The sequence below is a fragment of the Halomonas sp. hl-4 genome, assembly GCF_900215475.1.
In the GTDB taxonomy this organism is placed as follows: domain Bacteria; phylum Pseudomonadota; class Gammaproteobacteria; order Pseudomonadales; family Halomonadaceae; genus Vreelandella.
This window is the reverse complement of record NZ_LT907845.1, coordinates 2,352,054-2,372,462: the sequence shown is the minus strand read 5'-3', so window position 1 is coordinate 2,372,462 and position 20,409 is coordinate 2,352,054. Positions and strand designations below refer to the sequence as shown.

General features: G+C 56.9%; 13 protein-coding genes and 2 pseudogenes. 2 read left to right on the top strand and 13 right to left on the bottom strand.

All coding sequences use genetic code 11. The features are described from left to right. Nucleotides 1-11 precede the first annotated feature (11 nt). Nucleotides 12-905 (bottom strand): (2E,6E)-farnesyl diphosphate synthase, encoded by an 894-nt coding sequence (ispA, locus tag CPH17_RS11205; protein ID WP_096299510.1) that lies wholly within the window; start codon nucleotides 903-905, stop codon nucleotides 12-14. Beyond that, nucleotides 899-1,186 (bottom strand): exodeoxyribonuclease VII small subunit, encoded by a 288-nt coding sequence (locus CPH17_RS11200; protein ID WP_074394829.1) that lies wholly within the window; start codon nucleotides 1,184-1,186, stop codon nucleotides 899-901. Before CPH17_RS11200 ends, ispA begins: the two co-directional genes overlap by 7 nt. A gap of 278 nt (nucleotides 1,187-1,464) precedes the next feature. Between CPH17_RS11200 and serA the strand changes: the two genes are divergently transcribed. Next, nucleotides 1,465-2,709, top strand: a complete 1,245-nt coding sequence (serA, locus tag CPH17_RS11195; RefSeq protein ID WP_074398366.1) for a phosphoglycerate dehydrogenase — start codon at nucleotides 1,465-1,467, stop codon at nucleotides 2,707-2,709. Nucleotides 2,710-2,832: 123 nt separating this feature from the next. Here the strand turns inward: serA and CPH17_RS11190 are convergent, their stop codons facing one another. The 9 genes and pseudogenes from CPH17_RS11190 to CPH17_RS11150 all read right to left on the bottom strand — a co-directional run bounded on the left by CPH17_RS11190 (nucleotide 2,833) and on the right by CPH17_RS11150 (nucleotide 13,172). Beyond that, nucleotides 2,833-3,873, bottom strand: a complete 1,041-nt coding sequence (locus CPH17_RS11190; protein WP_156524083.1) for a WD40/YVTN/BNR-like repeat-containing protein — start codon at nucleotides 3,871-3,873, stop codon at nucleotides 2,833-2,835. A gap of 159 nt (nucleotides 3,874-4,032) precedes the next feature. Continuing rightward, complete coding sequence (locus CPH17_RS11185) at nucleotides 4,033-5,163, bottom strand: WD40/YVTN/BNR-like repeat-containing protein (RefSeq protein ID WP_074394831.1); 1,131 nt, start codon at nucleotides 5,161-5,163, stop codon at nucleotides 4,033-4,035. Nucleotides 5,164-5,296: 133 nt separating this feature from the next. Beyond that, complete coding sequence (locus tag CPH17_RS20520; protein ID WP_074394832.1) at nucleotides 5,297-6,007, bottom strand: hypothetical protein; 711 nt, start codon at nucleotides 6,005-6,007, stop codon at nucleotides 5,297-5,299. A 499-nt stretch (nucleotides 6,008-6,506) separates the two neighbouring features. After that, on the bottom strand, nucleotides 6,507-7,832 hold the full coding sequence (locus CPH17_RS11175; RefSeq protein ID WP_096299508.1) for an RHS repeat-associated core domain-containing protein: 1,326 nt from the start codon (nucleotides 7,830-7,832) through the stop codon (nucleotides 6,507-6,509). Between the two features lie 33 nt (nucleotides 7,833-7,865). After that, nucleotides 7,866-9,080 (bottom strand): WD40/YVTN/BNR-like repeat-containing protein, encoded by a 1,215-nt coding sequence (locus CPH17_RS11170; protein ID WP_096299506.1) that lies wholly within the window; start codon nucleotides 9,078-9,080, stop codon nucleotides 7,866-7,868. Between the two features lie 13 nt (nucleotides 9,081-9,093). Continuing rightward, nucleotides 9,094-10,023 (bottom strand): hypothetical protein, encoded by a 930-nt coding sequence (locus CPH17_RS11165; RefSeq protein WP_096299504.1) that lies wholly within the window; start codon nucleotides 10,021-10,023, stop codon nucleotides 9,094-9,096. A 216-nt stretch (nucleotides 10,024-10,239) separates the two neighbouring features. Continuing rightward, nucleotides 10,240-11,253: pseudogene (locus tag CPH17_RS11160) on the bottom strand (type VI secretion system Vgr family protein); the annotation flags it as partial. Nucleotides 11,254-11,289: 36 nt separating this feature from the next. Continuing rightward, on the bottom strand, nucleotides 11,290-11,544 hold the full coding sequence (locus CPH17_RS11155) for a hypothetical protein (protein ID WP_096299502.1): 255 nt from the start codon (nucleotides 11,542-11,544) through the stop codon (nucleotides 11,290-11,292). Beyond that, entirely contained in the window at nucleotides 11,541-13,172 is a 1,632-nt protein-coding gene (locus CPH17_RS11150; protein WP_074394836.1) for an RHS repeat-associated core domain-containing protein, read from the bottom strand. Before CPH17_RS11150 ends, CPH17_RS11155 begins: the two co-directional genes overlap by 4 nt. 212 nt (nucleotides 13,173-13,384) lie before the next feature. On the opposite strand from CPH17_RS11150, the gene CPH17_RS11145 reads away from it, so the two are divergent. Next, a complete protein-coding gene (locus CPH17_RS11145) occupies nucleotides 13,385-14,377 on the top strand; it encodes an IS30 family transposase (RefSeq protein WP_074394883.1) in 993 nt (330 codons plus the stop codon). A gap of 289 nt (nucleotides 14,378-14,666) precedes the next feature. On the opposite strand, the gene CPH17_RS20270 is transcribed toward CPH17_RS11145, so the two are convergent. Beyond that, complete coding sequence (locus CPH17_RS20270) at nucleotides 14,667-18,251, bottom strand: RHS repeat-associated core domain-containing protein (RefSeq protein WP_231896570.1); 3,585 nt, start codon at nucleotides 18,249-18,251, stop codon at nucleotides 14,667-14,669. A 114-nt stretch (nucleotides 18,252-18,365) separates the two neighbouring features. Next, nucleotides 18,366-20,343, bottom strand: a pseudogene (locus CPH17_RS11115) (type VI secretion system Vgr family protein); the annotation flags it as partial. Nucleotides 20,344-20,409: the final 66 nt, after the last annotated feature.

Below are 20,409 nucleotides of genomic sequence, written 5' to 3'. Positions count from 1 at the left end.
ATGGACATTGTTTAGTGGTCGCGCTCGATCATGTAGTGGGCAAGATCGGCCAGTGGTGCGGCATGCTCACCCAGCGGGGCGAGGGCGGCAATGGCCTCGTCAATTAGAGTATGAGCTTTGCACTGTGCACCCACTAACCCCAGCAGGCTGGGGTAAGTGGGCTTGGCGCGGGCGGCATCAGCGCCCGATGTCTTGCCGAGCGTGACGGTGTCACCGGTCACGTCGAGGATATCGTCATGAATCTGGAAGGCTAGTCCAATGGCGCGGGCGTAGCGAATCAGCGCCTGTAAACGCGGATCGTGCTCATCAACAGCGATCAGGCCGCCCAGGCGCACGGCGGCGACGATCAGCGCGCCGGTTTTGTGGGCATGCATATGCTCCATGGCCTCAACATTAGGATGATCGCCGACGGCGGCTAAATCCAACGCTTGACCCGCGACCATGCCGTCGCGCCCAGAGGCGCTGGCAAGCGTGGTCACTAAACTGCCCAGCCGTGGGTGCGCCGTGCGTGCCAATACTTCAAACGCCAGTGCCTGAAGCGCGTCGCCTGCTAATATCGCAGTGGCTTCATCAAACGCTTTGTGGACCGTGGGCTGGCCGCGGCGCAGGTCGTCGTCGTCCATGGCAGGCAAGTCGTCGTGGATCAGTGAATAGGCATGGATCAACTCAATAGCGGCAGCGGGTGCGTCGAGATCGTCGTCATGGGCGCCCAGCGCTCGGCCAGCCAGATACACCAGTAACGGGCGCAGGCGTTTGCCACCCACCAGCAAGCCATGGCGCATGGCGGCTTCTAGCCGTGGCTCAGTGGCCGGGCGCGTATCAAACAGCGCATTCAAGGTGGCATCAACGCGGGTGTTGCTGGTGTTATGCTGTTGGGCCAGCCGAACGCCGGGGGGCGCTACCATGGGGGCGTCTCCTTGCTGTCGTCAGGGTCTTCCGTGGGCACCTCGGGGCCTGCAAAAGGGGTTACATCCAAGCGGCCTTCACTATCCTCGCTAAGGGCGCGCACTTTTAGCTCGGCACTGTCCAGGCGTTGCTGGGCGTCGCGGGTCAGGCGTACACCTTGCTCAAAGGCGGTCAGCGCGTCTTCCAATGAGAGTTCGCCAGACTCCAGGCGTTCCACGATCGTTTCAAGCTGCTCAACCGTGGCGGCAAAATCTTGTGCAGGGGGTGTGGTGTCGCTCATTGGGCAATGCCTACCGTTTTCCTGACGCCCTAAAACCGGGCAGCGTATGTGCTTACAAATGCGGTCTTCAAAAATAAGCCCACAGTATACACCGAGGCTAGGGGGTGGCGTCTGCCCTCATGGAGCTTCCCAACGTTCAACTTGTGTCGCGTTCATCTTGACAACGCACACTTTTCATCTCGCCAGCCCAGCGTGAGTGCAGGCGGATGTGCTACCATATTGGCCTTCCGCGAACCGTTACACGGCGCATGCCGCCGACCATAGAGGTTGATTCAGCCATGGCCAAAACGTCCCTGGACAAGAGCAAGATCAAGATCCTGCTACTCGAGGGCGTCCACCAAAGCGCGGTGGACAATTTTCACAACGCAGGTTACGAGAATATTGAGCATCTGCCTACATCGCTTGATGAAGCATCGCTGATCGAGAAGATCAGCGATGTTCACTTCATCGGTATCCGCTCGCGTACTCAACTGAGCGAGCGCGTATTTGAAGCGGCAGAAAAGCTGGTGGGCGTTGGCTGTTTCTGCATCGGTACCAATCAGGTCGACCTCAATGCGGCCCTCAAGCGCGGCATTGCCGTATTCAATGCGCCCTATTCAAATACCCGCTCGGTGGCCGAGTTAGTGCTTGCCGAAGCGATTATGCTGCTGCGCGGTATTCCGGAGAAAAACGCCCGCGCCCATCAGGGCGGTTGGCTGAAATCGGCGAAAAATTCCCACGAGGCGCGCGGCAAAACGCTGGGTATCGTGGGCTATGGCAGCATCGGCGCGCAACTTTCCGTGCTGGCCGAGTCGCTGGGCTTTAACGTCATTTATTACGATGTGATCGCCAAGCTGGGCATGGGCAACGCCAACCAGGTGGCCAACCTTGAAGAGCTACTGGGGCGCTCGGATGTGATCAGCCTGCACGTACCTGACCTGCCCTCTACTCGCTGGATGATTGGCGCGAAAGAAATCGCCGCGATGAAGCCCGGGGCGATATTAATCAATGCCTCGCGAGGTAGCGTGGTGGAAATTGAGCCGTTGGCTGAGTCCATCAAAGCAGGCAGTCTCAACGGCGCTGCGATTGATGTCTTCCCGGTAGAGCCAAAAGGCAATGACGAAGAGTTCGAAAGCCCGCTACGCGGATTGGATAACGTCATCCTGACGCCGCATATCGGGGGCTCAACCCTGGAGGCCCAGGAAAATATCGGCATTGAAGTGTCAGAAAAACTGATCACTTACTCCGATAACGGCACCACGGTCACTTCGGTCAACTTCCCCGAAGTGGCGCTGCCCGCGCACCCGGACAAGCACCGCCTGCTGCACATTCACGACAACGTGCCGGGCGTGCTGTCGCAGATCAACCGGGTTCTGTCTGAAAATGGCATCAACATCTCCGGTCAGTATCTGCAGACCAACGAGAAAGTCGGCTATGTGGTCATTGATGTGGATAAAGCCTACGGCCCTCAGGCGCTGGAAGCATTGAAACAGGTGGAGCATACGCTGAAGATTCGTGCCCTTTATTCGGCGCAGAATAGCTAAAACTTAGCGTCAGCGGTACAAAACGGCCCCTCATTGTAGGGGCCGTTTTAGTCTGCTTTTCTTCAGAGCATTGATGACGCTTGCCAGAAAGCCGTGGTGGCCGCTGCCAAAGTGCTGCACGCTTTAGGGAATCTCACGCCGATACAGTGAATAACCAGCCACCCGCCAACGCTCGCCCGTGCGGGTGTCGTAGTAGCCTCCCTGAGCGCTACGGCCTTCATCCTCTATACGCCAGTCAGCACCGCCATCGTAGCTAACCGCAGTCACATCATTGCCCAACAGACTGCCTTCGTTCACACCATCAAACAACAAACCTTCTTCCGGCGTGATATAGAGGGCATAGCCCACCAGATCACTATCGAACTCGTGCAGCTCAGTGAGTTGATCGCCATTCCAGTGCCAGATCGAAGTAGGGTGATGTATCAACTGCTCCTTGGGCATCAGCGACATGGGGCGTCCTTTGCGGGCGAGAATATAGACCTCTCCTTGCTCATTCGCGGCAATATCGTTAACACCGTAATCGCCGATGGCGACCTCAAAGCGTGGTTCGGTTTCTCCCCACGGCAGTGAGTAGATAACGCTTTCGCCTCGGGCTTGATCGAAGAACGCCATACGCAGCACGTTATCCTGGCCAAGGGCAACTAAATCGAAACGCTGCCGTTCATTTTCCGGATCACGCGCTTCCGCTGGTACAGGGATTTCCTCCCAGTGCTCCCCGCCATCCTCGGTGCGCCAAATGTGGGGGCCCCAGCCAATCAGATAGCCCCGCTGGGCATCGAGAAACCGAAATGTCGAAATATTTTGATCTTCGGGCCAGCGTAACTTCTCCCAGGACTCGCCCTGGTCGGTAGATTTAAAAAGTTGGGTCGCCTGAGGGTGGTAACGCTCACCTGCAGGCTTATTAGCAGTACGGTCTGACCAGCCTGTCGCTAGATATAAGGTATTCCAATCTGGAGACAGCCACCAATCTGCCTGCTGAGCAGGTTCTTCAAAGCGTCGTTCAACACCTTTTTCTAGAGAGCCACTGAGAATACGTACCGTACGACGGTTGATTATTTCTGCGGGGCTGTACATCCAGCGCTCACTGTACTCAAGCTTAACATTCTCGTTTACTTCTTCATCTGTTCTATGCTTGAAAGTAGTTTCAGGGTTCGTGAGTTTCATTGACAAAATTTGCTCATTACGCATCCGAAAATCCCCTGGCCCGTAAGGGGTGTCCTCTTTCATAAAGTCGTTACTAACACGCTCCCACTCCGTGCCATGGATGAAGGCCCAGTAGACAAATAGCACGCTCCCTAATAGGAAGCCATAGCGCTTTTTCATTTAAGGAATTTCGCGGCGGTAGAGCGAATAACCAGCCACCCGCCAACGTTCGCCTGTGCGGGTGTCGTAGTAGCCCCCCTGAGCGCTGCGACCTTCATCCTCTATACGCCAGTCAGCACCACCATCGTAGCTAACCGCAGTCACATCATTGCCCAACAGACTGCCTTCGTTCACGCCATCAAATAACAAACCTTCTTCCGGCGTGATATAGAGGGCATAGCCCACCAGATCACTGTCGAACTCGTGCAGTTCTGCCAATTGATCGCCATTCCAGTGCCAGATAGATGTAGGGTGATGTATCAACTGCTCTTTGGGCATCAGCGACATGGGGCGTCCTTTGCGGGCGAGAATATAGACCTCACCTTGCTCATTCGCGGCAATATCATTTACACCGTAATCGCCGATGGCGACCTCAAAGCGTGGTTCGGTTTCTCCCCACGGCAGTGAGTAGATAACGCTTTCGCCTCGGGCTTGATCGAAGAACGCCATACGCAGCACGTTATCCTGACCGAGGGCGACTAAATCGAAACGCTGCCGTTCATCTTCCGGATCACGTGCTTCCGCAGGCACAGGGATTTCCTCCCAGTGCTCACCGCCATCCTCGGTGCGCCAAATGTGGGGGCCCCAGCCAATCAGGTAGCCCCGCTGGGCATCGAGAAACCGAAATGTTGAAATATTTTGGTCTTCGGGCCAGCGTAACTTCTCCCAGGACTCGCCCTGGTCGGTAGATTTAAAGAGTTGGGTGAGCTGCGGCGTGTAGCGCTCGCCCGGAGCAGGATCCATGTGATAGTCCATCCATCCCGTCGCGAGATAGAGGGTATCCCAATCAGGGGAGAGCCACCAGTCGGCCTGCTGAGCAGGCTCTTCAAAGCGCCGTTCAACCCCTTCCTCAAGCGAGCCACTAAGGATGCGTACTGTGCGGCGGTTGGCACGCTCAGCGGGACTGGCCATCCAGTGCTCACTGTACTCAAGCTTAACATTCGCGTTCACTTCTTCATCTGTTCTATGCTTGAAAGTAGTTTCAGGATTCGTGAGTTTCATTGACAATATCTGCTCACCACTCATTCGAAAATCCCCCGGCCCGTAAGGGGTGTCTTCCTTCATAAAGTTGTTACTGATGCGCTCCCACATGCCCCCACTCCCTATCACGTATCCTGCTATCAAAATGACCAATGTTGCTGCTGCCCACTGATATCGGCGCATAGTGGCTCCTAGCGTGTATGATTCATCAGCCGCGAGCGCCTGCTCCACAGCGCTGAGACCTTCATTTACCGCCCGCCCAGCCTTGAGCAACGCGCACCCAGCAACTGGCGGTGTCGTTGGGTTCGGCGTAGCAGTCCCAGGGGAACTGGACTTTCACCCGGCCGTGTTCGTCGCAGTGAATCTCTTCGCCTTCCGGGCCGACCACAAAGGCGACCTGTGGGCCATCGACGCGGGGTTTGGGGTTGGGCGTGGCCCGCCAGTGGGCATCGCCGTGGATCCGCATGACCTGGTTGTGGTAGCGGGTCATCCCGTTGGCATCCCCCTGGGTGATACCGTCCTCTTCCAGCGCCTGGGGTTGCTCGCCGATGTGGTTCACTTCAATGGCCTGCCAGTCGCGGTTGAGACTGTCGGTGTCGTGGTCGGTCAGACTAAAGCGCAGGCCGGTGCTACTGCCCACAAAGTGATAGCGCTCCTCCCGGCCCAGACTGTCGGTGACCAGGGTGTGATCCACATGATAGGTATAAGAGCGCGACAGCCCACCGGCTTCCTGCTGGCCCACCACCGGGCCATCCGGCGCGTGGCGATCCCAGGTGTAGTGGGCTTCCATGCCGCCGGGTACCCGGTGGGCTGTGAGCATATGCGCTTGCCACTCAAACTCGCGCACCACCTCGCCGTGGCGGTGGCGCACCGCAATCAAATCCCCCACCGGGCTATAGGAGTAGCGCACCAGCCAACAGTGCTGATCGTCATCTTTATATTGGTTAATAATCATTTGCAGTGCAGAAGCTCTATACAATACGCATGACTAATGCGCTACTCCAATACGCCGTATGACCGGAAATACGGCCAAAATACAAATAACCATCGACTATCGTTGTAATAGAGGGTATACCTTCGCCCCTATGACATAGCGTCATCTTATTTCCCCAGTATCACGGTCAATGACGAGACAGCTAGCGCTCTTCTTCTGCGAATGTGAAGGGACAATATCCAGGTTGCGATTATTGGTTGAATCCGGAATTAATATGGTCACATATAGTAATCGAGCACCATGGAAGTCAGTGCAGAAAAGTAAAGATTGATGAAAATCATTACTTTCCAAAATCCATCATCCTTTGGTACTCCCATAACCTGTGGATATAAAAATAATATTAACATCCATACGGCAAAGTATTCTCTATACAGCAGTAAACTAACCCATAAGAAAGCGCAAAAAAAACAAAAAGATATTAATGCTTTTACAGGTGTTTTAATTCCCATGAAACATTGCCTCAAGAGCTCGGTAGACAACTTCTTCGTTTTCCACATGAGGATTTTTTTTTGATTAGATCCTCTACCGCTTCGGACACATCACCATATAAAGCGGTAGGGCCCAAGCGGGTAAGTGTTCCCATGAAAGCTCTTCCAGCCATGAATCCTTCGCCGCAGTAATCCTTTACTCTGGAATTTGCCTCTTCGCGCACAAAGTCATTCGAAGCATAGAGCCTAGCTGCCTCATCAATTGTATTACCCTCTATTGTTACTCGCCTCATCTCTTCTCTACCTAGCAGCCCCACATTTCTAGATAGAGTTCTGAGGAAATTAACATTTCCTCCTATAACAGATGCAGCTCCCTGCCCAAAGCCAATCAAATGATTACTACTGACGCTACAGCTCTTAGTTGCTGATTCGGCCTGTTCCGCAGATCTGGAAATGAGACTTGACTGTGAATAAGGGCCGCCGCCTAGCCCATAAGGCCCACCACTCAACCCTAGCGGGTCCACCATCCCCGTCGGATTCGTCACATAGCTATACAAATTCGTGCCACCATTGAGCCCAATCGGATCCTGGCTGATATACCGCCCCTGCTGCGGGTCATAATAGCGGTGGCGGTTGTAGTAAAGCCCGCTCTCTTCGTCTTGCCATTGGCCCTGGAACCGGATGGGTTGGGTGACGTTGCGCATAGCACGCTGGTTTTTGACGGCTGCCCAGTCGTCGGGTTCGGCGAGCCAGCGGGATTGGCCGTTGGGGGTGACCAGTTGCATCGGCGTACCCAGGGCATCGGTGATGTAGGCGCTGAGCACCCGGCCTTGTTGAGTGTCATCAATGCGCAGCATGGGCACAAAACCGCCCGGTTCGTAGACGACGGTGGTGCGCTGGTCGTCCGTTTCTTCCCGAACGATGCGGTCGCCGTCCCAGCCGTAGTGGGTAGTGGCGGTGGTGCCGTTGGTGTGGCGTACGGTTTTGCTGATGCGGCGGCCTAGGCCGTCGTAGCGGTAAGTGGCTTCGCGGGTAGCCCCTAGCTCGCTGGCGTGGGTCAGGTGCACTAGGCGATTGGCGCCGTCATAGCTCAGGGTTAAACGTTCGCCGTTGGGCTCTTGGCGTTCGATCAGGTTACCGGCGCCGTCGTAGCGGTAGCGGGTACCGTTGAGCTGAGAGAGGCGGTTATCCGTTAGCGCCTGCTGAGTGTCTTGCTGCTCTAACCGATTCCCAGCGGCGTCCACGCTATAGCGGTGGGCATGATCGCCGTGCTGGCTGCCGATCAAGCGCCCGGCGGCGTCGTAGCTGTAGGCGATGACCTTGGAGGCTTGGCCGCCTTGCAGGCTACGGAAGCTCATCCGGCCCAGGGCGTCGTATTAGCGCCGTTTTATTTAGGGAATCTCCCGCCGATATAGAGAGTAGCCCGAGACGCGCCAGCGCTCCCCGGTTTGCGTGTCGTAATAACCACCTTCGGCGCTGCGGCCTTCATCTTCGATTTTCCAGCTCCCGCCCCCGTCGTAGCTCACTGCAGTAACGTTACTAACTTGCAGACTAGATTCGTTGACACCGTCAAAAAGAAGGCCCTCTTCTGGTGTCAGGTACAGCGCATAGCCCTTTAGCTCGGGCGGAAATTCATGCAATCGCTCCAAGGTATCACCGTTCCAGCTCCACACGACGCTAGGTCGAGGTGCTTCTCGCTGCTCCGTGGTAAGAGAGAAGTAGGGTGCCCCCTGAGTGGTCAACACAAACACCATACCTTCGGTATTGGCCGCAATGTCCATCACGGTATGTCCGGGGATGGTGAGGGTCTGTTGGGAGATATCCTCTCCCCAGGGCAAAGAATGGACTTGGCTGGTATCGGTAGCGTGGTCATAGAAAGCCATGCGCAGCACGTTGTCTTCCCCTAGCGCCACAAGATCGAACTGCTCACGGGGATTTTCAGGATTACGAGCTCCTCCGGGTACCTGCAACTCATTCCAATGTTCGCCACCGTCCCTCGTGCGCCAGACCTTTGGGCCCCAGCCAACCAGATAGCCGCGCTGGGGGTCGAGAAAACGCAGGAAAGTAATGTCCTGGTCTTCGGGCCAGCGGAGTTTTTCCCACTCTTGGCCTTGGTCTGTAGACTTGAACAGTTGGGTAAGCTGAGGAAGGTAGCGCTGTCCAGGAAGGCTCTCCTGGGTCCGGTCCGTCCAGCCGGTGGCCAGATAGATAGTATTCCTGTTTGGCGATAACCACCAATCAGCTTGTTGGGCCGGCTCCTCGAAGCGTGTGGAAACTCCACTATTCAACTGGCCAGTGAGAATGCGCACTGTACGACGATTGGCTCTCTGGTGAACGTCGTTCATCCATTCTTCAGAAAACTCTGCTTTGGAATTAGGATCATCAAGCTGCTCCTGAGTCATGGGCTTAAACGTTAGCTCCGGCTTAGCCAGTTTCATGGAGATGACACTTTCACCATGAACGCGAAAATCACCCACCCCATAAGGCTTGTCATCCTTCATAAAATCATTGCGAACTCTGCTCCACATCTCATTATCTCCCAAGCCATAGCCCACAATCAGTGCTACCACCGCCGCTAAAATTAATCCTCGCCATAACCATCGCATAAATTTATCTCACCTAGCGGAGGTGTCGTACCAATGACCGCAGAGCATTTTCCACGGCATCGCCGACATCCCGGCCCATATTGGCAGCATCATTTGCCGTGTCTACAAGCACTTCTCCAGTAATTTCGGCTGCTTCTAGCAGAATCCCTTTTGAACCTTTCTCACCATATACTTCCGCACCACTTCCGATGGCCTGACTCCATGTTTCACCATCAAGCCACTCCTCAATATTAGGTTGGCCGCCTATTTTGGCTAGGTCATCCAGGCGCAAACCCGCCAGTCCGGCATCTAGATACGCCGGAACATGGGTGTTGAAGGCAAACGTTTTGAAAGTCGTATTGTCGACCTCCAGCTCATACTGGGCGACGCTCATAGCTACGCTCCGATTAGGGTAGCGTTGGCTATTCACCTCGATCTGATCGCCACGCATATTATCATCAAGACCATCTTCTATATTCACTTGAAGAAGACGCCGCGCCTGCCTTAGCCACAACTGCCCCTCCATACTCAACCTTAAATTTAATTTGGCACCATAAATTGAGCAGTAGTAATAGCCATAACCCACATAATATTCCGGCGGAGCATGACCACAACCGACATGTCGCACCATGAAGTTGGCGTGCCTAGACCAATCCTCGTCAGTACTTTCGGGCATAATTAGCTGGTCACGCCTCCTTAGCAAACGTCTAAAGACGCCTTCGTCATCGAATGGATCCCAACCTTCGACCCATGACCTGAAGTATTCCCAAGTAGTAACGCCAGTCTTTTCTATATATTCCTCGTGCAGTGGCCGGTAGGAGTATTCGCATCGCCCGAGAATGCTTTGGGCAGCAGGCGGCACCTGCTTGTCACAAATATTTAGTGGCACTTCAACACGGACCGTATCGTCCTCTGGGGTATAAGATGCATCCGCCCCGCCTAGTACGCGTTCAATCGACGTCATAGCTCATCCCTCCAGAATATCGATATGAAGCCGCCCAGGCCTTTGGCTCTGGGCCATCTCTGTTTCGCCAATTTCGTTGGTTCGCCCTTCCTGCACGACAGTACCTCGTGAGTCTGTCATTCGATAGCGCATGTTAGCGGCAGGGATATTAGTCCCTGCCCAGGTGATGACGAACGCTTGATCGTAATTGCTCATTGCAAGAGCCCCCACTCCCACAGGTAATAAAGGATCCAGCACCGCCTGCCCACTCCCCACCCCTGGACTACCGCCAGAGTTGATCTTAACCTGCGCGCCTACAATCGTAATGCCGCTAGGATCAAGTTTGACGAAACTGCCCCCGGCCTTGAGGGTGATCTCGGCCCCGGCATCAATCACCGTTTTGCCGCCAGATTTTTGATGTACTTCCCGTCCTGCTTCTAGCAGGTGTGCTCGGCCGACTTTCTCATGGCGGGTGCCGTCGATTATCAGGTGGTCGTCGCCGTCTACCTTCGTGTGGCGGTGGTTATGCACCGTGTGGTGATCGTCGTTATCGATCTCGCTGATGCGGTCGTTGTGCACCTTGAGGTGGCTGTCGCGGCGGATCTCTTCGGTGCGGTCGTTGAGCGTCAGTAGCTCTAGGTCTTTCTGGGCGTGGAGCCAGATCTGCTCTTCGCCTGCTTCGTCTTCAAAGCGTAGCTCGTTGAAGCCTTCGGCCTTGTGGCTTTGGGTGCGGATCACCGTGCGGGTTTTGTGCTCCGGCAGCGGGTAAGGCGCCGTATTCACCGCGTGATAGGTGCGCCCGGTGACCAGCGGCTGATCGGGGTCACCCTCCAAGAACGACAAAATGACCTCATGGCCGATCCTGGGGATCGCCATGCTGCCGTAGCCGCCGCCTGCCCAGCCCTGGGCAACGCGCACCCAGCAGCTGGCCGTTTCATTCGGCTCGGCGTAGCGGTCCCAGGGGAACTGGACTTTGACCCGGCCGTGCTCGTCGCAGTGAATCTCTTCGCCTTCCGGGCCGACCACGAAGGCGACCTGGGGGCCATCGACGCGGGGTTTGGGGTTGGGCGTGGCGCGCCAGCGGGCATCGCCGGGAATCAGCGTGACCTGGTTGTGATAACGGGTCATACCGTCTTCTTCCTGCGCCTGGGGTTGCTCGCCGATGTGGTTCACTTCAATGGCCTGCCAGTCGTGGTTGAGGCTGTCGGCGTCGTGGTCGGTCAGACTAAAGCGCAGGCCGGGGGCCACTGCCAACAAAGTGGTAGCGCTCCTCCCGGCCAAGTATGTTTAACCCAGGCATGTGATTAACTTTTCATTACTGATCCTTTTTTTTGTAAGAAAAATTAGAGTGGCAATCCCTAAAGCTACTAATAAAATAGAGTAAATTTTTCTCAGGCTTTCATCATTTAATACCCCCCCCCTCCCTATTTCTCCAGTGAAAAAAACATTTATACCAGCAGCTATTGACAGCACTCCAAGAAGCAAAAAACCAAAATTAATTTTTTTAGCCTTTCTTAATAGTTTTTCTTGATATTTTTTCATCTCAAAACCTCTTTGGGGCTTGTGAAGAAGTCTATTAAAAAACCGCCAGCACCATAAAAGTCCGGCGTAGGGCTAGTTCCTCCCACAGCGCTATCAATGAAGTCTAAAGCCGCGCCTTGTACACCTGGATTCGCTACTCCAACAGCCGCCCCCGGCGAGACGGTCGCAACACTGCACAGAGCACGCAGGCTAAGTTGGTTGGCGCCTGCGGCGGAAGCACTACTTGCCCCAGGTGCGGCGGCACCTACCATGGGGGCTCCCAACGCGGCTGAAGCTGCAGGCAGCGTGATGTTGTTACGTGATGCGCCCTGGAATTCTAGCGCTTCTGCGTATTGTGGATCTTTCGCAAAGGCTGACGTGCTGGATGGGAATAATGCACCAATACCGGGACGGTAATCCCCGCCTGTCAAGTGCTGCCCCGCAGGCTTTGGTGTAGGTGCTGGCCTATTAGCACCTTGTGCTTCCCGTGCAGCTACACCAAATGGCTCTAAATGATGCATATTTGCCCCAAACAACCCCAGCGGATCCAGCATCCCCGTCGGATTGGTGACGTAGCCATACAAATTCGTGCCGCCATTGAGGCCAATCGGGTCCTGACTAATGTACCTACCTTGCTGCGGGTCGTAGTAACGGTGGCGGTTGTAGTAGAGGCCGCTCTCTTCGTCATGCCATTGGCCCTGGAAGCGGATGGGTTGGGTGACGTTGCGCATAGCGCGCTGGTTTTTGACGGCTGCCCAGTCGTCGGGTTCGGCGAGCCAACGGGATTGGCCGTTGGGGGTAACCAGTTGCATCGGTGTGCCCAGGGCGTCGGTGATGTAGGCGCTGACTAATGGGCCCTGTTGGGTGTCATCGATACGCAGCATGGGCACAAAACTGCCCGGCTCGTAGACGACGGTGGTGCGCTGGTCGTCCGTTTCTTCCCGAACGATTCGATCACCGTCCCAGCCGTAGTGGGTGGTGGCCGTGGTGCCGTTAGGGTGGCGCACGGTTTTGCTGATGCGGCGGCCTAGGCCATCGGAGCGGTAAGTTGCTTCGCGGGTAGCCCCTAGCTCGCTGGTGTGGGTCAGGTGCACTAGGCGATTGGCGCCGTCGTAGCTCAGGGTTAAACGTTCGCCGTTGGGCTGTTGGCGTTCGATCAGGTTACCAGCACCGTCGTAGCGGTAGCGGGTACCGTTGAGCTGAGAGAGGCGGTTATCCGGTAGCGCCTGCTGATTGTCTTGCTGCTCTAACCGATTACCCGCCGCGTCCACGCTGTAGCGGTGGGCATGATCGCCGTGCTGGCTGCCGATCAAGCGCCCGGCGGCGTCGTAGCGATAGGCGATCACTTTTTCTGCTGGATCATCTTGCAGGCTGCGGAAACTCATCTGGCCCAGGGCGTCGTATTGATAGGATTGCTGACTGGTGGTGTCCGGGCTGCGCAGGGTGAGGTGATCCAACTGGCTGAGGTTGGTATACCCTCGTTCCAGCATTAATGGCTGATGGTACGCATTGGCACCGGTGCTGAGGCGGCGTTGGGTCTCCCGATGCAGGGCATCGGGTTCCAGGGCGATCTCAAGATCCAGGCCGGGGGCGTTCATACCGTGCAGGTGGCCGCTGCTGACGATATACCGAAGTTTTATGTAAGTCATGCCGAAAGGTGCTTACTGGTACGCTACCGCCAAGGAAAACAGAACATGCCTCCTTTGGTGGGTGATGAATAGGCGCAACATCCATGTTGCGTTTTTTTATTACTCCCTTTCCTGAATTCATAGAATAACTGCAGCACTTTGGATCATACGGTAGAGGCAGGAGGGCCAGCAGCGGTACCCTCTCCGCCTTACCGACCAAAGTGAAGCAGAGTATGGGATACCGACAACTGACCCAGGCACAACGATATCAAATTTTTGCCCACAGGGATGTAGGGGTGAGCCAACGTCAGATTGCTCAACAGCTTGGCATTCACAGCAGTACCGTGAGCCGTGAGCTGAGACGTAATTCAGGTGCCAAGGGATATGAACCCGCAAAAGCGCAGCGTTACAGCGATCAGAGACGCCGCTCTGCTTGGAAGTGGACAAAGCGACTCCCTAGCCTGATCAATGCCGTAGCTGACAGGCTTAGGGAAGAATGGAGTCCAGAGCAGATTAGCGGTTTTATGGCGCCGTTGACGGGTATAGGGGTGAGTCATCAATGGGTCTATTCGTTGATCTGGGACGATAAGGCCAAGGGTGGCGATTTGTGGCGACACCTCCGCCAGCCCAAGCGTCGCAGTAAACATCGTGCCAATGCCAAAAGCGCAGGACTAGGCAAGATTCCTAAGCGTGTGGGGATAGAGCATCGGCCGCCTGCTATCGAAAGACGCCTCACCATCGGTCACTGGGAAGGCGACACGGTGCTTTATGGGCACAAGCAAGCGGGGATAGTGACGTTGGTAGAGCGACGAAGTGGCTACTTGTTGGCGGCACGTCTTCCAAAGGTAACGGCAGAACTAACGCAGAAAGCCATGGTTCGGTTACTTAAGCCTCGTCGGGGCGCGGTGAAGACGATCACGCTAGACAATGGCTCGGAGTTTGCAGACCACGAGACGGTCGCAAAAGCGGTTAGCGCCTCCGTGTATTTCTGTGATCCTTACTGCTCAGGCCAACGTGGGACAAACGAGAACACCAACGGCCTGATCAGGCAGTATTTTCCGAAAGGTACAGACTTCCGGAAGGTGACTAATGTAGAGCTGCGACGCGTTGTTCACAAGCTGAACGATAGACCCAGAAAGCGGCTGGGATACCGAACCCCAGCCCAGGTGTTCTTAGGAGAATATTCAGGAGCGCTAGAAACCGCGGGTGCTGCACTTATTAGTTGAATTCAGGTTTTTCAGCCTATCAATAGGCATAAAAGAATAGAGCAGGAAGTAAGAGCCAGATAAGCAACGCAAAGCCAAGTCTAGGTATGGCTTTAAGAAATGATGGCCTAGTTATAAAAAAAAACTTATACAGCGGCGAAAAGCTAAAAAAACCAATTATAAAAAAAAACAATTGAATTAATCCGGGAAGCTTAATAATGGCTAGAAAATAAAGGACATACAATGGAAGCATTACCACGCCTTCCACCAGCCTTATTCTCCAAATATCCGAACTTACTTGTTTAATCATTTAATTTTCACCCGGGACACACGTCCCCGCTTCAAAGTGTCTATCCGAAAGCCCATCACCATCAAGATCATAGTATCTGGATTGCTTGACACTAATATCGCTGATATTAATCATCCCCCCCACAAAAACAAAGAAAGGGTGAACTTTCGAAACCGCAGCAGTAGCAGGGTCAATCTTGGAAAGTCCACCAGTAACTTTGCCCCAGACCTTATTTAACCCCCAGTTCCCTATCTTTTCTAAATTTGATCTAGGCGCAGGCGGAAAGCGAGAATAAGGATTGCCGGTACGCCTTATTGGCCGACTAGATTGATCGCCTGGACGACGTCCTTGGCGACCAGATCGATCAATATCCCCTGGGCGATCAAACAACCCCAACGGATCCACCATCTCTGTCGGATTGGTCACATACTCATACAAGTTCGTACCACCGCTGAGCCCAATCGGATCCTGACTAATATACCGCCCCTGCTGCGGGTCATAATAGCGGTGGCGGTTGTAGTAAAGCCCGCTTTCTTCATCGTGCCACTGGCCTTGGAAGCGGATCGGTTGGGTAACGTTGCGCACGGCGCGTTGGTTTTTGACGGCTGCCCAGTCGTCGGGTTCGGCGAGCCAGCGGGATTGGCCGTTGGGGGTGACCAGCTGCATCGGGGTGCCCAGGGCGTCGGTGATATAGGCGCTGAGTACTTGGCCTTGCTGTGTGTCGTCGATACGCAGCAGGGGCACAAAACTGCCTGGCTCGTAGACGACGGTGGTGCGCTGGTCGTCCGTTTCTTCCCGTACGATTCGATCACCGTCCCAGCCGTAGTGGGTAGTGGCGGAGGTGCCGTTGGTGTGGCGCACGGTTTTGCTGATGCGTCTTCCCAGGCCGTCGTAGCGGTAGGTGGCTTCGCGGGTCGCTCCCAGCTCGCTGGCGTGGATCAGGTGCACTAGGCGATTGGCGCCGTCATAGCCCAGTGTTAGGCGTTCGCCATTGGGCTGTTGGCGTTCGATCAGGTTGCCGGCGCCGTCGTAGCGATAGCGCGCCCCTTTGAGTTGGGTGAGGCGGTTATCCGTCAGTCCTTGCTGCTTGTCTACACCCTGCTCTAACCGGTTACCCGCCGCATCCACGCTGTAGCGGTGGGCATGATCGCCGTGCTGGCTGCCGATCAAGCGCCCGGCGGCGTCGTAACTGTAGGCGATGACTTTTTCTGCCGGATCGCCTTGCAGGCTGCGGAAACTCATCCGGCCCAGAGCGTCGTACTGGTAGTCCTGCTGGCTGGTGCTGTCCGGGCTGCGCAAGGTGAGGTGATCCAACTGGCCCAGTTCTGTGTAGCCTCGCTCCAGCACCAGCGGCTGATTGTGCGCATTGGCGCTGGTGCTGAGGCGGCGTTGGGTCTCCCGGTGCAGGGCGTCGGGTTCCAGGGCGATCTCAAGATCCAGGCCGGGGGCGCTTAGGCCGTGTAGGTGGCCGCTGCCGTAGGTGTGCCAGTTGAGTGCCGGGAGGTCGCCGAACTGGCTGGCCTGGGGCGCACCTGTCGCCGTCAGGCTATGCTGGAGTTGCCACTGCCAGCCGCTAACGGCATGCCGCTGCTGTTCGCCGATTAAGCGCTGGGCGCGGTCGTAGCTAAAGGCCACTTCGCCATTATCGTTGGTGACGCTAAGTAACTGACCATTCCTTCCCCACTGATACTGCTCCGTGCTGGCCGGGGCGTGCTCCGTGGCGGGCAGGTGTCGGGCGGTGAGGCGACCGGCTGCGTCATAGTCGTAACGGGTGACCAGCGGTTGGTCGTCGGGGCCTGTGCGGTTGGCTTCGATACGTTCGATCAGTCGCCCGGCATCATCGTAGCGGTACTGCTGCTCGCGGCCATCGGGGCCGGTCTCGCTGGCAAGGCGATCCATCTCGTCATAGGCAAAGCGGTAGACCGCGCCGTTGCCTAGGGTCAGTTCGCTGAGACGGCCAATGTCGTCGTAAGCGGTAAACTGCTGGCTGCCGTCGGCCTCAATGCGCTGCACCGGTCGGCCGTAGTCATCAAAGAAGAACTGCTGCCGAAAGCCTTGGGGGCCTTCCAACTCTACCAAGCGCCCCAGGGTATCCACATGGTGGTGCCAGTAGAGCCCGTCGGGGAGCTGGGTGGCGATGCGCCGACCCATCTCGTTGTGTTGGGTGAGGGTGGTCTCGTTCAACGCATTGGTGACGCTGGCCAAATAGCCGTTTCGGTCGTAGGCGTACTCGGTACGCTGCTGAGAACAGTCGATCTGGGCGGTGACCTGGCCCAGGGCATTCCACTCGCGCTGGTGGGTGGCCCCGCCCGCATCGGTGAGGGTCGTGGGGCGGTCGGGCAAATCGGCATTGTCGTATGCGAAGGCGGTGGTGCCTTCGGGCCCAGTGACGTCCAGCGGATGGCCGAGCTCGTTACGCTTAATCTGCCAGCGCTGCTCCTCCGGCCCTTCGATACTGATCGGCTGGCCCAGGACATCCCGCTCCATGGCCCAGCGCGCACCATCCGGGTCGATCTGAGCGATTACCTGCCCGTACTCATCCCGCTCGATCAGCGTCTCGTGGCCCATCGGATCCACGGTGGCGACTTTATGCCCGGCGCGGTCATAGCGGAACTCGATCCGCGAACCGTCGGCGCGGGTGTGCGCCGTCCAGCGGCGGCCGGGGCCGCTGCCGAAAAAGTGGTAGCGCTCCTCCCGGCCCAGGCTGTCGGTGACCAGGGTGTGATCCACATGATAGGTATAAGAGCGCGACAACCCACCGGCTTCCTGCTGGCCCACAACGCGGCCATCCGGCGCGTGGCGATCCCAGGTGTAGTGGGCTTCCATGCCACCGGGTACCCGGTGGGCGGTGAGCATATGGTCTTGCCACTCAAACTCGCGCACCACTTCACCGTGGCGGTGGCGCACCGCAATCAAATCCCCCACCGGGCTATAGGAGTAGCGCACCAGCCACTCGTCCGCCAGCTCACCGTCGTGTTCCTGCACCAGCTTGACGCCGGTTAAACGTTGGCCGGTATCGCCCTGCATGGCGGGTAACAGGCCATCGTAGACCAGCTGATAGTGGCGCTGGGCGCTGTCGATTACCCGCATCAGCAGATCACGTTCCCAGCGGTACTGGGTGGTATAGCCATTGCGGTCGCGCTCTTCGATTAAGGGCCAGCGGGCGCTATCGTCTGAAGAACTATCGGCTGGGGCAGCAAACACATAGTAAAGCCCGCTGGTATCGCTGAGCACGATACGCTCAGGGTCACTACGTAGCGCCTCATCCAGGGCTTGCCAGCGAGGCGCGTGACTCTCTTCATCGGTTGAGTCGCCCCCACGGCGGATCCATAGCTGCTCGGTGGGCGAAAAGCGCGCCTGGCCGGGGGCCAGTGCGCCAAAGGTAATTTGACGGCCCTGGGCATCGTGGACGATACAGGCATCGTCCTTCAGGGTAATGGCCAGTGATTCGCCTGGGAGCGACCAGCCCTGACCCAGGACGCCTACCTCGCCGTTACTGGAGAGATAGCCACGGCTAAACACAAACGGCCGTGGGGCCGGTAGCGCAAAGTCCGTCTCTGCGGGCAGCAGTTTGGCGCCCAACAGCGGGTTGACAGGGCTACCCACCGCCGGTTGGCAGGCGCTGCAGTTGTCGGCCAGGCCATCGAGAATGGCGGAGTCTTCCAAATCCAGCAGATTACCAATCGAGGAAAGCAGGGTTGAGTCATTGGGCTTAAGCGTTATCTTTTCGCTCGCTTCAGGCGTCGCGGCTCCCGGTAGCAACGCTGCCGCTGCTGCTTGCCCACTGCCATTACCAGAGCTACCCCCAGAGTTGATCTTGACCTGGGCACCAACGATGGTAATGCCACTAGGATCAAGTTTGACGAAGCTTCCCCCGGCCTTGAGGGTGATTTCGGCCCCGGCATCAATCACCGTTTTGCCGCCTGATTTTTGATGCACTTCCCGTCCTGCTTCCAGCAGGTGCGCGCGGCCGATCTTCTCGTGGCGGGAGCCGTCGATTATCAGGTGGTCGTCGCCGTCTACCTTCGTATGGCGGTGGTTATGCACCGTGTGGTGATCGTCGTTATCGATCTCGCTGATGCGGTCGTTGTGCACCTTGAGGTGGCTGTCGCGGCGGATTTCTTCAGTGCGGTCGTTGAGCGTGAGCAGTTCCAGGTCTTTCTGGGCATGGAGCCAAATCTGCTCTTCACCGGCTTCGTCTTCAAAGCGCAGTTCGTTGAAGCCCTCGGCCTTGTGGCTTTGGGTGCGTAGTACCGTGCGGGTCTTGTTTTCCGGCAGCGGGTAGGGCGCGGTATTCACCGCGTGATAAGTACGCCCGGTGACCAGCGGCTGATCGGGGTCGCCTTCCAGAAACGAGACGATGACTTCGTGGCCAATACGCGGAATGGCGATGCTGCCGTAGCCGCCGCCCGCCCAGCCTTGGGCGACCCGCACCCAGCAGCTTGCCGTTTCATTCGGCTCGGCATAGCGGTCCCAGGGAAACTGGACCTTGACCCGGCCGTGTTCGTCGCAGTGAATCTCTTCGCCGTCGGGGCCGACCACAAAGGCGACCTGGGGGCCATCGACGCGGGGCTTGGGGGTGGGCGTGGCGCGCCAGGGGGCATCGCCTGGAATCAGCGTGACCTGGTTGTGATAACGGGTCATGCCGGCACTGTCTGATTGGCTCTCTTTAAGGACTATGCCGTCCTCTTCCAGCGCCTGGGGTTGCTCGCCGACGTGATTCACTTCAATCGCCTGCCAGTCGCGGTTGAGGCTGTCGGTGTCGTGGTCGGTCAGCGTGAAACGCAGGCCGGGGGCCAGTTCGGGCAGGTCGCTTTCTGCACTGGCAGTGATGGCTTCGCGACGCAGCTGTTCCAGGCGGATGCGGGTAAAGGGCTCACCGGAGGCGTCCTGCTTATAGCGGCCAGGGTAGTCGTAGTGTTCGTAGTCAGTATTTTGACCATGCTGCTCAACGTCGCGGCCCAGATGGTCATGCAACTGCGCGTAGGCGGGATTTTTAAAGCTGTAGTCTTTCAGCGTGGCAGACGAACTCGCCACTCGGGCGGTATGGCTAAGCTTACGCACATGGCGCATGGGGGCGGTGCCCCCCGGCGCGGCTGTGGTAGCTGCGCTCGCCTAGGCTAGTGAGTAGCTGTGGGTCGTCGGCAAAGATCAGCCGATGGGCGCCGCCGTCGCGTGCTTCAAATTCATGGAAATAAAACAGGCCCTCTTCGGCGGCCAGACGCTCGATGAAGGCGAGGTCGGTCTCGCGGTACTGCACGCAGTACTCGCGTTCGGGGAGCTCACGGGTGACGGCAAAGGCCACGTCGCGGATGCCGCGCTCGTCGCACAGGGTATTGATGATGGTGAGCGGGTCGGCCTTCTGGAAAATCCGCGAGTTGTGGCGCAGGGAAAGCCGCCACAGTGCCGGGCGTAACACCAGCGAGTAGAAGGTGCGCCGGTGACCACGGTCGCCGCGGCCAAACTCGCTAACAATGCCGTGCACCCGGCGCAGCGGTTCGCCGTCCTGCCAGATGGTCAGGGTGGCTTCACGATCCAGCAGCTCAGCCGCGTCCAGGCTGCCGTCGCGGCTGGCCAGGTTCAGCGCCAGCTCAAAAGGTTGGGAGAGCGCTTCGCGGTGGGTGAAGTCGATCACCGCGATGTCGTCCACCCCAGGTAGCGTTAGTGTGAATTGCAGACCTGTCTTATCCGCCCCCATCCTGTCAGACATAATCCCGCTCCCTGGATCGTCAACTGCTAATAAAAACGATCAGAGTAGCGAGCC

What these genes read in the sequence shown, in the direction of transcription:
- ispA (WP_096299510.1), bottom strand. Translation starts at nt 905, where the DNA reads ATGGTAGCGCCCCCCGGCGTTCGGCTGGCCCAACAGCATAACACCAGC.
- CPH17_RS11200 (WP_074394829.1), bottom strand. Translation starts at nt 1,186, where the DNA reads ATGAGCGACACCACACCCCCTGCACAAGATTTTGCCGCCACGGTTGAG.
- serA (WP_074398366.1), top strand. Translation starts at nt 1,465, where the DNA reads ATGGCCAAAACGTCCCTGGACAAGAGCAAGATCAAGATCCTGCTACTC.
- CPH17_RS11190 (WP_156524083.1), bottom strand. Translation starts at nt 3,873, where the DNA reads ATGAAACTCACGAACCCTGAAACTACTTTCAAGCATAGAACAGATGAA.
- CPH17_RS11185 (WP_074394831.1), bottom strand. Translation starts at nt 5,163, where the DNA reads ATGTGGGAGCGCATCAGTAACAACTTTATGAAGGAAGACACCCCTTAC.
- CPH17_RS20520 (WP_074394832.1), bottom strand. Translation starts at nt 6,007, where the DNA reads ATGATTATTAACCAATATAAAGATGACGATCAGCACTGTTGGCTGGTG.
- CPH17_RS11175 (WP_096299508.1), bottom strand. Translation starts at nt 7,832, where the DNA reads ATGAGCTTCCGTAGCCTGCAAGGCGGCCAAGCCTCCAAGGTCATCGCC.
- CPH17_RS11170 (WP_096299506.1), bottom strand. Translation starts at nt 9,080, where the DNA reads ATGCGATGGTTATGGCGAGGATTAATTTTAGCGGCGGTGGTAGCACTG.
- CPH17_RS11165 (WP_096299504.1), bottom strand. Translation starts at nt 10,023, where the DNA reads ATGACGTCGATTGAACGCGTACTAGGCGGGGCGGATGCATCTTATACC.
- CPH17_RS11155 (WP_096299502.1), bottom strand. Translation starts at nt 11,544, where the DNA reads ATGAAAAAATATCAAGAAAAACTATTAAGAAAGGCTAAAAAAATTAAT.
- CPH17_RS11150 (WP_074394836.1), bottom strand. Translation starts at nt 13,172, where the DNA reads ATGACTTACATAAAACTTCGGTATATCGTCAGCAGCGGCCACCTGCAC.
- CPH17_RS11145 (WP_074394883.1), top strand. Translation starts at nt 13,385, where the DNA reads ATGGGATACCGACAACTGACCCAGGCACAACGATATCAAATTTTTGCC.